The organism is Acetobacter papayae JCM 25143 (assembly GCF_000613285.1).
GTDB classification, from domain to species: domain Bacteria; phylum Pseudomonadota; class Alphaproteobacteria; order Acetobacterales; family Acetobacteraceae; genus Acetobacter; species Acetobacter papayae.
Window position 1 is genome coordinate 1 of sequence record NZ_BAIN01000071.1, and the last position, 11,442, is coordinate 11,442.

The following is an 11,442-nucleotide window of genomic DNA, read 5'->3' on the forward strand; positions in this document are numbered from 1 at the left end:
CCCCGCAAGGACGACCCGCGTGAAGAACGCGTGAAAATGACGCGCCTGCGCCGCACCGTGGCCCGCCGCCTGAAAGAGGCGCAGGACACGGCGGCCATGCTGACCACCTTCAACGAAATCGACATGTCCGGTGTCATGGCGCTGCGGCTGAGTATCAGGACAGCTTCGTGAAGAAGCATGGCGTGAAGCTGGGCTTCATGTCCATTTTCTCTCGCGCCGTGGTTGCGGCATTGCAGGAGTTCCCTGCGATCAATGCCGAAATCGACGGTGAGGATGTCATCTACCGTGACTTCGTCAATCTCGGCATTGCCGTAGGTGGCCCCAACGGCTGGTGGTGCCGGTTATCCGCGATGCGGATCAGTTGAACTTCGCGCAGATCGAAAAGAAAATTGCCGGTTTCGGCAAGGCCGCGCGTGAAGGCACGCTGAAGCTTGATGAACTGTCCGGCGGCACCTTCTCCATCACCAATGGCGGTATTTACGGCTCGCTCCTGTCCACCCCGATCCTGAATGCACCGCAGTCCGGTATCTTGGCATGCACTCCATTCAGGAGCGCCCGGTGGCAGTGAACGGGCAGGTGGTTATCCGCCCGATGATGTATGTCGCCCTTTCCTATGATCACCGTATTGTGGATGGCAAGGAGGCTGTCAGCTTCCTGGTGCGGGTCAAGCAGAACGTGGAAGACCCGCGCCGCCTGCTGATCGAAGCCTGAGCCGTTGCGGGGGTGGCGTAGGGTTGCCCCCGCAACCGCATGCTTCTGCCAAATTCCAACGTGAGCGAGACCAGATTGATGTCAACCGAAATCAAAGTGCCAACCTTGGGGAAAGTGTGACGACCGCTACGGTTGGAAAGTGGCTGAAGCAGCCGGGCGACGCGGTGACGAAAGATGAACCGATTGTCGAACTGGAAACGGACAAGGTGAGTGTGGAAGTGCCTGCTCCCGCATCAGGCCGTCTTGCCAGTCAGGCCGTTAAGGAAGGCGACGAGGTTGAAGTGGGTGCGGTGCTGGCCGTGCTGGAAGCCGGTGCGGCTGGTGCCGCCCCCGCAGCTCCTGCCGCCAAGGCCGAAACCCCCGCAGCAGCTCCGGCTGCTGCTCCCGCTGCCGCAGCGCCTGCTGAAACCGATTACGATGTGGTGGTGATTGGTGCCGGGCCGGGTGGGTATGTGTGCGCCATTCGCGCAGCACAGCTTGGCTTCAAGGTCGCCTGCGTTGAAAAACGTGCGACACTGGGTGGCACCTGCCTGAATGTCGGGTGCATTCCTTCCAAGGCGCTGTTGCAGTCTTCTGAAAACTACCATGCAGCCGGGCATGATTTCGCAGCCCATGGCGTGCTGATCGACAGCGTTAAGCTTGATCTGGAGCGTATGCAGGCCCGCAAGGCCGAGATCGTTGGCGCCAATGTTAAAGGCGTGGAGTTCCTGTTCAAGAAAAACGGCATTACCTGGCTCAAGGGCCATGGCAAGGTCGAGGGAACGGGCCGCCTGAGCGTTGATGGCAAGCCGGTTACGGCCAAGCACATCATCATTGCCAGCGGGAGCGACAGCGCCAACCTGCCGGGTATCGAGGTGGATGAGAAAGTTATCGTGACCTCCACCGGCGCGCTGGAGCTTTCAGCTGTGCCCAAGCGCCTTGTGGTGATTGGTGGCGGCGTGATCGGGCTGGAACTGGGCAGCGTGTGGCAGCGCCTTGGGGCGGATGTTACGGTTGTTGAATTCCTCGACCGTCTGGTGCCCGGCACGGATAACGAAATTGCTACCCAGTTCCAGAAACTGCTGACCAAGCAGGGCTTCACCATGAAGCTGGGTCATAAGGTCACCAAAGCCGAAAAAACCAAAAAGGGCGTGGTGCTGAGCATCGAGCCTTCAGCCGGTGGTGCGGTGGAAACTCTCGAGGCCGATGTGGTTCTGGTTGCAGTTGGCCGTACGGCCGCCAGCAAGAACATGGGGCTGGAAGAAGCGGGAATCGCCCTCGATAACCGTGGCCGCGTTGTGGTGGACGAGCATTTCGCAACCAGCGTGCCCGGCGTTTACGCGATTGGCGATGTCATTGCTGGCCCCATGCTCGCTCACAAGGCCGAGGAAGAAGGCGTGGCGCTGGCCGAGCTGCTGGCCGGGCAGGCGGGCCATGTCAATTACGATGCCATTCCGGGCGTGATCTATACATGGCCGGAAGTTGCCTCCGTTGGCTTTACGGAAGAGCAGCTCAAGGAAAAGGGTGTGGGCTACAAGGTCGGCAAGTTCCCCTTCCTGGCCAATGGCCGCGCAAGGGCGCTGGGCATGACGGATGGTTTCGTCAAGGTTCTGGCGGAAAAGCAGACCGACCGCGTGCTGGGCGTGCATATTATCGGCCCGGCTGCTGGCGAACTGATTGCCGAAGCCACCATGGCCATCGAGTTCGGGGCCTCTGCCGAAGATATCGGCCGGGTCTGCCATGCTCACCCGACACTGAGCGAAGCCGTGAAGGAAGCCGCTCTCGGTGCTGATGGCCGGGCGATCAATATCTGATTATTTTCTTCTTGTTAGGATAAATGCCATACTCTTCCATGTCGTATGAAGACGAGAAAAGAGTATGGCATGAACCTGGCAGGCTCTCTGAGAATACGGCTTATGACAGCCGCAGGCTGCACCGTTCTGGGCATGGGGGCTCTGACCCTGCCCATGGCGGTGGCGCAGGGGGCGCCGGGTAACACAGGCGCACCCAATGCAGCCCCAACCACCCCGGTGGAGCAGCAGGATCTGGACAGTTTTCTGGCCAGTGAAGCCGCGGCGGAAGAGAGTGCTGGCCACGCAAACCCACAGGTGTTTTTCCCTGATGGTGATGTAGGGGCCGCATGGCCCACCCCCAAAAAGACAGCGCAGAAGGCCCAGCCTGCACAGGATGCAGCGCCAACCCATGCTCCCCCTGTTGCCCGGCAGGCTCTGGCGGCAGCGCCCGCCCCGGCCAGTAATGCCCCACCTGCCGCACATAAAAGCCCGGAGTTGTCACCTTTTGCGGGTGCAGCGGCAGCGGATGAGGGGCGAGAGGCTCCTGCATCCGTTGCGGCAGGTGCCGCAGCACAAGCCTCACCGGCAAGTCCAGCCGTTGCAGGAGCGCCCGTGGCAGCGGAAGATCCCTTCACAGGCTTGCAGGCCTTTGCGGAAACGGAGGATCAGGCGCGTGAGGAAGCCGTGCGCCTTGCTGCTGTTTTTAAGCATGAGGTGCCAGCGGCCCTGCCGCTATCCCCCGGTCGCAAGGAACTGATGGAGCAACTCGCACGCCAGCAACTGGAGCAGGCGGGTTATGTCATCAGCCGACCGCAGACCATGGTGGTGGTGGATCGTAACCCCGCCGTGCAGCGTCTGGCGGTGTTTCTGGCCATGCCTGCGGGGCCCGGAGGAGACGACTGGCCGCTTATAGGCAGTGCCCGTGTTTCTACCGGAACGGTAGGCCGCAAGCATTATTACATTACGCCCACAGGGGTTTTTATTAACACGGCAGACAGGCTCGGCTACCGGGCTTTAGGCACCAAAAATGAAAATGGCATCATGGGGATTGGTGTCAAAGGCATGCGGGTGTGGGATTTCGGCTGGCAGATAGCCGAAAAAGGCTGGCTCCCCAGCCGTGAAAAAGGCCCGATCCGGCTGGAGATGCACGCAACCGACCCGGTTTATCTGGAGCAGCGACTGGGCAGAACCGCCTCTGCGGGGTGTATTCGTATTCCCGCGACACTAAATGTGTTTCTGGATCGCCATGGCCTGCTTGATGCAGCGTATGAACACAAAGCCCTTGAGGATGCTCGCTTCAAGGCCCTGTTGCGTCCGGATCGTGACCCCTCGGTTGTGGCGGGGGTGAGCGTGGTGGTGGTGGATACCTCCCCCCCGAAGGAGGCGGACAAGACCGCCGCCCTGAAAGACGGTCTGGCCCATAAGCCAGCCTCGGGTTAACGGCAGGGCGCACCAGATAAAGGGCAGAAACAAAACCGGCGCGACCCAGTTAAGGGCCGCGCCGGTTTGCGCATGATCACATGGCCTGCCCGGCACAAGGCCGGGCAGGGTTTGATCAGTAGCGGTATTCTTCGTGCTTGAACGGGCCTTGCACCGGAACGCCGATATAGTCGGCCTGTTTCTGGCTCAGGGCGGTCAGCTGTGCGCCAACCTTGGCCAGATGCAGGGCGGCCACTTTCTCATCCAGCTTCTTGGGCAGGGTGTAGACCTGAACGTCGTATTTGCCTTCGGGGGCGGTCCACAGTTCGATCTGCGCCAGCGTCTGGTTGGTGAAGGACGCGGACATGACGAAGGAGGGGTGGCCCGTAGCGTTGCCAAGGTTCACCAGACGGCCTTCGGACAGGATGATCAGGCGCTTACCATCGGGGAAGACAACCTCATCCACCTGCGGCTTCACGTTATCCCATGTCAGGTTGCGCAGCGCATCGATCTGGATTTCGGAGTCGAAATGCCCGATGTTGCACACGATGGCGCGGTTTTTCATGGCGCGCATGTGGTCGATGGTGATCACGTCCACGTTGCCGGTGGCGGTCACGAAGATATCGCCGCGCGGAGCAGCGTCTTCCATGGTGACAACCTCATAGCCTTCCATCGCGGCCTGCAGGGCGCAGATGGGGTCGGCTTCCGTTACCAGAACGCGGCAGCCAGCGTTGCGTAGGGAGCAGCGGAGCCCTTGCCCACATCGCCATAGCCCGCAACAACGGCAACCTTGCCAGCCATCATCACGTCCGTGCCACGGCGGATTGCGTCCACCAGGCTTTCGCGGCAGCCATACAGGTTGTCGAACTTGGACTTGGTTACGCTGTCGTTCACGTTGATGGCGGGAACCTTCAGCGTGCCTTTTTTCTGCATTTCCCACAGGCGATGCACGCCGGTCGTGGTTTCTTCGGACAGGCCGCGCACATTGGCCAGCAGTTCGGGGTACTTGTCGTGCATCAGCACGGTCAGGTCACCACCGTCGTCCAGAATCATGTTGGGGGTCCAACCATCCGGGCCGGTGATGGTCTGCTCAATGCACCACCAGAATTCTTCCTCGGACAGGCCCTTCCAGGCGAAGACCGGGATACCGGCCGCGGCAATGGCGGCAGCAGCATGATCCTGAGTGGAGAAAATGTTGCAAGAAGACCAGCGAACCGTAGCGCCAAGAGCCGTCAGCGTCTCGATCAGCACGGCGGTCTGGATGGTCATGTGCAGACAGCCGACAATGCGCGCGCCCTTGAGCGGCTGGCTTGCGCCGTATTCTTCGCGCAGGGCCATCAGGCCGGGCATTTCACCTTCGGCGATCGAGATTTCCTTGCGGCCCCACTCAGCAAGCGAGAGGTCCTTTACCTTGTAATCAGCCATTTTGTCCTGTCTTCCTGAACTGCGTGTAGCCTTGCTATACAGACTGTGCGGTGCGGAGGCCAGATGCAACCGGCGCGGCAGAGCCGTGCAGCCCCCTTGCATCGCGGTCTGGCATGATGTTTTTTCTGCACGTCAACAGACAGGGCGCGCACTCCCTGCGGGTTTCTGCCAGTCAGACTGTGTTTTTCGGACCGTGATTTCTGGTCATACCGGGTTTGCTGCAATGGTTGTGTTTCGTTCCGTCCTGTTCAATGTCCTGTCTGTCGGGCTTACCCTGCTGATGGGGGTCGGGGCGTTGCCCATACGCTGGTTCGCGCACCGCTGGGCGCTTGAATATGCGCGGTTGTGGGCGCGGCTGGTACTGTGGCTGTTCCGCCGGGTTTGCGGGGTTACGGTGCGTGTAACCGGGCTGGAGCATCTGCCCGCATCCGGTGCCGCGCTGATAGCTTCGCAGCACCAGTCGGCTTTCGATACGCTGATCTGGATGCTGCTGCTGCCCCGGCCCTGCTATGTCATGAAAGGGGAGTTGCGGCGTATTCCCCTGCTGGGCCCGATGCTGGTGCTGACAGGCATGATGCCTATCGAGCGTGCGGCGGGCGCCAAGGCCATGCGGTTGCTGCTGGCCGAAACCGACAAGGCGGTTAAAGCCGGGCGGCAGATTGTCATCTTCCCCGAAGGCACGCGCACCCTGCCGGGCGAGCATGTGCCGCTCAAGCCGGGTATTGCGGCCATGTCTAGCCATGCGGGGCTGCCGGTTATTCCCGTGGCGACCAATTCCGGCCTGTTCTGGGGGCGTAATGCGTTTCTCAAGCGCTCCGGGGTGCTGCATGTGGCGATTGGCCCCGCGATAGGCGTTGCCAGAAGGCCCGAACTGCTCGCCGGTATTGAAAGCAGCTGGCGGGATCTGGAAAAAGACTGGGACAGTCAGGGTTGAGGCTCGTGGCGCAGCAGTGTCAGCGCTTGGAAAAACTATGCTGTTGGTAGAGGGTTTTCTGTGGATGAGGTTGTGGATTATCTGCGGCCCCATCCGGCTTGTTTGAGATCAAATTTGACAAGATTGTGTAAGCGTAGCGGTTTTTTTGGAATGACAGATTCTGTAACATTTTTTTAATTTCAGTTTGTTCTTTTAAAATAAAAGAGTTTTTTGAATAAATCTTGTTTTATTGTGCATTTGGTATGGGTTCTCAGGGCTGTGCACAAATGGCAATTCCCCTTCAAAAAGCGGGTTTGGTAAAAATCCGGTCTGTGGATAACTTTGTGTATTGCCTGCTCACACAGGCGAGAGACCGGGTTTTTTCTGGTATGTCAGAACGTGTCCTTACGGGCGCGCAGGGAGGCTAGTGTCTGGCTGTCAGGCGCGCGTAGGAACGGGTTGGTAGCGCGTTCGAGTGCAAGGGTGGAAGGTATTGTGGGCTGTGACTGCGCGCGCAGGCGGCGCACGTCGTTTACACGCTGAAGCAAGGCGGGGTTGTCTGGATCAACAGCAAGGGCAAAGCTGGCATTTGAAAGCGTGTATTCATGCCCGCAATACACCAGCGTTTCAGGCGGCAGGGCTGACAGGCGGTGCAGGCTGTCGAAAAGCTGCGTTGCGGTGCCTTCGAAAAGACGGCCACAACCAAGGCTGAACAGGGTATCACCACAGAACAGGGCAGCCGGGTCGTTGAAGAAATAGCAGATATGGCCGAGCGTATGCCCCGGCGTTGCGATGACCGTACCCGCACTGTCACCTATTGCGATGTTCTCTCCATCCGTCAGGGGAATATCCAGTTGCGGCAGGCGATGCTGGTCAGCCGCAGGGCCTGCCAGTTTCGCGCCAGTAAGTGCGCGCAGGGCCTGCGCGCCGCCAATATGGTCTGCATGGTGGTGGGTGAGCAGAATCAGGTCCAGTCTGCCGCCATAGGGGGCCAGCGCGGCTTCTACCGGAGCGCTGTCTCCGGGGTCCACCACGGCAATTGTACCCGTTGCGCGATCTTGCAGAAGCCACGCGTAATTGTCGGTAAAAAGTGGAATGCCATGGATGTCCAGACCATGGCCCTGATGGGCAGCGGGGGTAGCCTGCGGCTGGGGCTGTAACATCAAAAGGTCTCCCATAGGGAAGGGCGTCAGGGCATGGCGCTGCATGCGTGGCTTATGATAGGCAGGGTGCATGCAGTACGTCACGCAGTCGCCGGAAAGTTTTTATGGCACGCCGCAGGGCCGTGTCTGCGCGACTCTGGTGGGAGAGCGCATGCGCTGGCTCTGGCCTGATCTTCATGGTCTGCATGTGGCGGGCATGGGGTGGGCCGGTCCGTGTCTGGCCCAGCTTGATGAGGGGGGGGCCAGTATGTGGCCATTAATGGCTGGCCTACCACAACGCGCTTGGCGGCGCGGGCTGGCAGACTTTATGGCGTGCCCGCCTGCGAGGCGGAAATAACCGCCACACCGTTTCGCACCGGAGCATTTGACAGGGTTGTGCTGGTGCATGCCCTGCGCGGGCGGGATAACCCTTTGCCCGCTCTGCGTGAAGCCGCCAGAATCATGCGTGAGGATGGTCGGTTGCTGCTGGCTGTGCCCAGCCGCCTGCTGGGCTGTAGCCGCCTGCATGGCACGGCCTTTGCACAGGACAGGGCCTTTACCCGCCGTGCGGTGCGGCGGGTGCTGGCGGCTGCCATGCTGCGGGCCGAGCGGTGGGACGAACTGCTGTTCATGCCCGCATGGCTTGCCTGCCGTTCGGTCAGCGGCGGCAGGCGCATGGATGTGGCGGGCAAGGTTTTATGCCCCGGTGCTGGTGGGGTGCTGCTGGTGGAGGCCGTGCATGACCTCTACTCTGCGCGCCCGCTGCCGGTTACGGGGCTGCGGCGCTGGCTGGCGCGGGCCGTAATGCCGCAGCCGGGTGCTGCGCGCAGGATGTGATGTAAGGCTGGGTAGGCTTTGGTGTTCCGGTAGGAAGAGTTTTTGAAAAACGGAAGGGAAACGCGGTTATTTTCATCTCCTTGCTCATATGTGGTCTGCTGCTGTGTCTGGGGGCCGCTGGCCTGCTGGCCGTGGTGCCGGATGCAGCCTTCAGCCGAAGGGGAGCGGCGTTCCTTCGCTGGCGTGGCGTGGTGCAGGGTGGCTTATGGGCGGTTGTCGGGCTGCTGGCGCTGGCGGGAGCCATGGGGCGGCTGAACGGAGTGGTGTCGTGGTTTCCCCTGTTTGGTGGATGGTCCGGCTCTGCCCATGCTGGCTGTGTTGTCTTTTGCCGGAGGAGTGACAGGCACAGGGCGGCAGGGGCTGGCCTGTGTGTTGGCGGCACTCGGCCTGCTGGCCCTCTCTCCTCTGGTTTTCTGCCTTCTGGCGGGCACGGCGCTGGCCCTGCTGACCCGGCGTGGCGGGTGGGGGCTGTGCCTACCTTTTGCCGTTCTGCCTGCCTGTGTGCCTGCTGATAGCGTTTTGTCCGTGCCGCTGCTGGCGCTGAGCATTCTACAGACAGGACATGCCGTGGGGGAGCAGAAAGGCCCGGTGGCGATGGTGCCTGCTTTTATCGGTATTTTTCTGCTTGGCCGCCTTCTGGCGGAAACGGGTGCTGTGCCTTTTGTGCAGCAGGCATTGATGCTGGCCTGTGGTGGCTGGGTGGCGTGGCGTGGTGGTTTGCAGGCCCTGCGCGGCCAACAGTCATGGTGCGTGGCCTCGGGGCTGGCGGGGGCGTGGTATGGTGGAGCTGTATGGTGCTCGTACTTGCGCTGGCCTGCGCACTGGATGGTGCCGATGCGTTTGGTGCGACCTTGCGGCTGGCCATGGGGCGCCCGCTCTGGGGCTGGTGGGCTTGTTATGGCTGAGTGTTTCCATGCGCGGGCCAGACAGTGCGGGGCCGGGGTACGGAACGGAGCGGGAATGGGGCCGCTGGGCCTTGTGGGGCACAATGCTCCCGGTTTCGGCCATGCCGCCGCTGGGCGGTTTTAGTGTTTTGTGGAGCCTGTTGGTTGCGTCTGATTACTCCGTGCAGGGGGCATCGCCCGCTACGGCGCTGGGTATGGTGCTGTTTGCGGGATTTCAGATCATGGTGGCGGTTCTGTGCGCAGCGGGTCTGCTGCGTGCAGGGGCGCTCATGCGCGGTGGGTACTGGCTGAACCGGGGCCTGCCTGCCTGCCTGTGCGCAGGAGTGGCAGCGTTGCTGTCTCTAGTGCCGGGCCTGTGGCTGTCGGTGGCGGATGCGCTGGTGGTAGGGGATAGCGCGCCGGGTCTGTCGGTCTGGGGAGTGTTTACTGTGCGGCCCGCAGCGGGAGAAAGCACGCTGGTTCCTGCCTTGCTGCTGCTGGCGCTGGTTGCTGCCGCCGGGCTGGCAGCCCTGCTGGCACGGTTTATGGGGGCCTCGCTTGTACCCGTGCCTGCACGCATGGTTGTTCCATGGCGGCAGGGAGCCCCGGTTTACAGCCCCACGTCTGATGGAATGGGAGCGGGCCAGACTGAGCCGGTTCTGCCTTTTGCTCAGGCTGGGGCAATGCTCTGTGGTCTGGAAGGGGGGAGTGCCGCATGGCGTCTGCCCCGGCCTTCGGTGCTGCCTGTGCGTCTAGCGGTTCTGTCACGTTATGGGCGGCGGTGGCTGTTCCGTGGTGTGGCATGGAGCGAAAGCCACGGTATGGTGCTGCTGGTTCTGCTGCTGGGAGCAGGGTTGTTGCTGGGGCTGTTTTTGGGCGCATGACTGCGGAACTGACATGGGGGTGGGCCATTGGCTGCACTCTGGCACTTCTTGTGCAGGCTATTCTGCTGGTGCTGGCGGCTCCATGGTTTGCAGGCCTGACGGAATGGACAGCCGCCCGGCTGGAAGGGCGCTCGGCCTTGCGTATCTCGGCCCGCTGGCGCGAAATCAGGCATCAGAGCCGCAGGCCCTGCCTGCGTGAGCCCGCCATGCAGGCAGGTAGCATTGCCTGTCGTGCCGCATTGGTGCTGGCGGTTTTGTCCTGTGCATTGGTGCCAGTCTTTACCGTGTCGGCGCCGGGTTTTGTGGCACCGGGGCTTTTTCTGGTCTGCTGTGTGCTTGTGGCGGGCATGTCGCTGCTTGATCTGCCTCAGACCCTGCAGGGAGGTGTGGCGGCATGGTGGGGCTGCGCGCACCTGCTGGCCGATGGTCTGGTGCTGCCGGTGCTGGCCCCCGTAGCCCTGCTGGCGGGCACGACCCGCAGCCTGCCAGTGTTTCTGGCGGGTTTGCATGGGGCTTCTCCCATGCTGGATGGCGCGCCTTATGTGCTGGCCGGGGTGGCGGTTTTTATGGTGGTGGTGCTGGCCCCGTGGGGTGATGAGGCGCAACGGCGGATTGCCTGCCTTGCTGGCCCGGACAGGGCTCTATGGCTACTGGCTGCTGATTGCCTGAGCCTATGTTGGGTAACGCTTGCGGGCGATCTGGCTTGGGCGGGTACCTTGCCAGCCCCGCTTTGGGCGATACGCAGGACTGGCTGTCTGCCTGTGTGGTGGGGGCCGTGCTGTGGGTGGGTAAAATGCTGGCGGCGGCTGTGCTACTGGGGCTTTCGCGGCTGGTGGTGCTGACAACCCGCCGCCGGGTGCGTGTCAGGCTAGGGGTTATTTTTCTGTTCGGGCTGCTGGCGTGGCAGATGACATGGGCGGCCGCCCCCCAGCCCGTTGTGCTGGATGAAGGGGCGGCGGCTCCCGCCGTGGAGCCGCAATCCAGACAGGAGCAGGGCACGGTGCATGGAGGGCTGACATGACCCTTGCGGCTGTTCTGGCGGCACTTCTGGCCCTTGGTGTTGTGGCGCGTGGCATGGGTTTTCTGCCCGCACTGGGGCTTGTGGGCGCTGTGGCCATGCTTGTCAGTGGCCAGCCGCCACTATCGCAGGTCGGGGCTGTGCTGGCGGTGGTGCTGGGGGTGGCCCCCGGCCTGTTCCTGTCACGTTATCAGGCCGACAGTACCCCCGAAGGGCGGCAGGCTGCGCTGCCACCGTTTCTGGCGCTGGCGCTGATGGTGCTGCTGCTTCTGGCGGGGTCTCGGGTGCAGGCCGGGCAGTTTCCGGCGGGTTTGTGCGTTGGCGTGGCGGGGCTGGTAAGTGTTGCCTGTCGGCGCGGCATGGTCTGGCAATGGGCGGGGCTGCTGACCTGTGCGCAGGGCGTGCTGCTTTCGGCTGTCATGGCGGGGCGGGTTATG

At 62.0% G+C, this 11,442-nt stretch carries 10 protein-coding genes and 3 pseudogenes; 11 read left to right on the plus strand and 2 right to left on the minus strand.

Going from position 1 to position 11,442, the window contains the following annotated elements:
* The 3 genes and pseudogenes from sucB to JCM25143_RS24220 form a co-directional block, all read left to right on the plus strand.
* Positions 1-711, plus strand: a pseudogene (sucB, locus tag JCM25143_RS19460) (dihydrolipoyllysine-residue succinyltransferase); the annotation flags it as partial.
* A gap of 78 nt (positions 712-789) precedes the next feature.
* Positions 790-2,504, plus strand: a pseudogene (lpdA, locus tag JCM25143_RS19465) (dihydrolipoyl dehydrogenase).
* A gap of 414 nt (positions 2,505-2,918) precedes the next feature.
* Positions 2,919-3,923, plus strand: coding sequence for a L,D-transpeptidase family protein (locus tag JCM25143_RS24220; RefSeq protein WP_025861462.1), 1,005 nt, complete (start codon positions 2,919-2,921; stop codon positions 3,921-3,923).
* Positions 3,924-4,038: 115 nt separating this feature from the next.
* Here JCM25143_RS24220 and ahcY read toward each other — a convergent pair.
* Positions 4,039-5,327: pseudogene (gene ahcY / locus JCM25143_RS19475) on the minus strand (adenosylhomocysteinase).
* 223 nt (positions 5,328-5,550) lie between these two features.
* Between ahcY and JCM25143_RS12705 the strand changes: the two are divergent.
* The gene (locus tag JCM25143_RS12705; protein WP_025861463.1) at positions 5,551-6,261 is read left to right on the plus strand and encodes a lysophospholipid acyltransferase family protein; all 711 of its coding nucleotides are present in this window, start codon (positions 5,551-5,553) and stop codon (positions 6,259-6,261) included.
* Positions 6,262-6,632: 371 nt separating this feature from the next.
* On the opposite strand, the gene gloB is transcribed toward JCM25143_RS12705, so the two are convergent.
* Positions 6,633-7,403, minus strand: a complete 771-nt coding sequence (gloB, locus tag JCM25143_RS12710) for a hydroxyacylglutathione hydrolase (protein ID WP_051543349.1) — start codon at positions 7,401-7,403, stop codon at positions 6,633-6,635.
* A 70-nt stretch (positions 7,404-7,473) separates the two neighbouring features.
* Here gloB and JCM25143_RS22815 point away from each other — a divergent pair, with 70 nt between their 5' ends.
* The 7 genes from JCM25143_RS22815 to JCM25143_RS12730 all read left to right on the plus strand — a co-directional run.
* Entirely contained in the window at positions 7,474-7,740 is a 267-nt protein-coding gene (locus JCM25143_RS22815; protein WP_199897883.1) for a hypothetical protein, read from the plus strand.
* A complete protein-coding gene (locus JCM25143_RS19480; RefSeq protein WP_051543334.1) occupies positions 7,653-8,219 on the plus strand; it encodes a methyltransferase domain-containing protein in 567 nt (188 codons plus the stop codon). Before JCM25143_RS22815 ends, JCM25143_RS19480 begins: the two co-directional genes overlap by 88 nt.
* A gap of 306 nt (positions 8,220-8,525) precedes the next feature.
* Positions 8,526-9,248: a hypothetical protein gene (locus JCM25143_RS21020; RefSeq protein ID WP_148300137.1), complete on the plus strand. Its 723-nt coding sequence runs from the start codon at positions 8,526-8,528 to the stop codon at positions 9,246-9,248.
* On the plus strand, positions 9,208-9,987 hold the full coding sequence (locus JCM25143_RS21025) for a hypothetical protein (RefSeq protein ID WP_051543338.1): 780 nt from the start codon (positions 9,208-9,210) through the stop codon (positions 9,985-9,987). Before JCM25143_RS21020 ends, JCM25143_RS21025 begins: the two co-directional genes overlap by 41 nt.
* The gene (locus tag JCM25143_RS19490; RefSeq protein WP_051543341.1) at positions 9,984-10,829 is read left to right on the plus strand and encodes a hypothetical protein; all 846 of its coding nucleotides are present in this window, start codon (positions 9,984-9,986) and stop codon (positions 10,827-10,829) included. Before JCM25143_RS21025 ends, JCM25143_RS19490 begins: the two co-directional genes overlap by 4 nt.
* The gene (locus tag JCM25143_RS21030) at positions 10,796-11,008 is read left to right on the plus strand and encodes a hypothetical protein (RefSeq protein WP_159101649.1); all 213 of its coding nucleotides are present in this window, start codon (positions 10,796-10,798) and stop codon (positions 11,006-11,008) included. The genes JCM25143_RS19490 and JCM25143_RS21030 overlap by 34 nt, the downstream gene beginning before the upstream one ends.
* Positions 11,005-11,442: hypothetical protein (locus tag JCM25143_RS12730; RefSeq protein WP_025861466.1), on the plus strand; the 438-nt coding region annotated here is incomplete at its 3' end. The genes JCM25143_RS21030 and JCM25143_RS12730, both read left to right, overlap by 4 nt.

Bases quoted from the DNA above. Each gene is read 5' to 3' on its own strand.
- JCM25143_RS12705 (WP_025861463.1), top strand. From the start codon at position 5,551: ATGGTTGTGTTTCGTTCCGTCCTGTTCAATGTCCTGTCTGTCGGGCTT.
- gloB (WP_051543349.1), bottom strand. From the start codon at position 7,403: ATGTTACAGCCCCAGCCGCAGGCTACCCCCGCTGCCCATCAGGGCCAT.
- JCM25143_RS22815 (WP_199897883.1), top strand. From the start codon at position 7,474: ATGCAGTACGTCACGCAGTCGCCGGAAAGTTTTTATGGCACGCCGCAG.
- JCM25143_RS21020 (WP_148300137.1), top strand. From the start codon at position 8,526: ATGCTGGCTGTGTTGTCTTTTGCCGGAGGAGTGACAGGCACAGGGCGG.
- JCM25143_RS21025 (WP_051543338.1), top strand. From the start codon at position 9,208: ATGCTCCCGGTTTCGGCCATGCCGCCGCTGGGCGGTTTTAGTGTTTTG.
- JCM25143_RS19490 (WP_051543341.1), top strand. From the start codon at position 9,984: ATGACTGCGGAACTGACATGGGGGTGGGCCATTGGCTGCACTCTGGCA.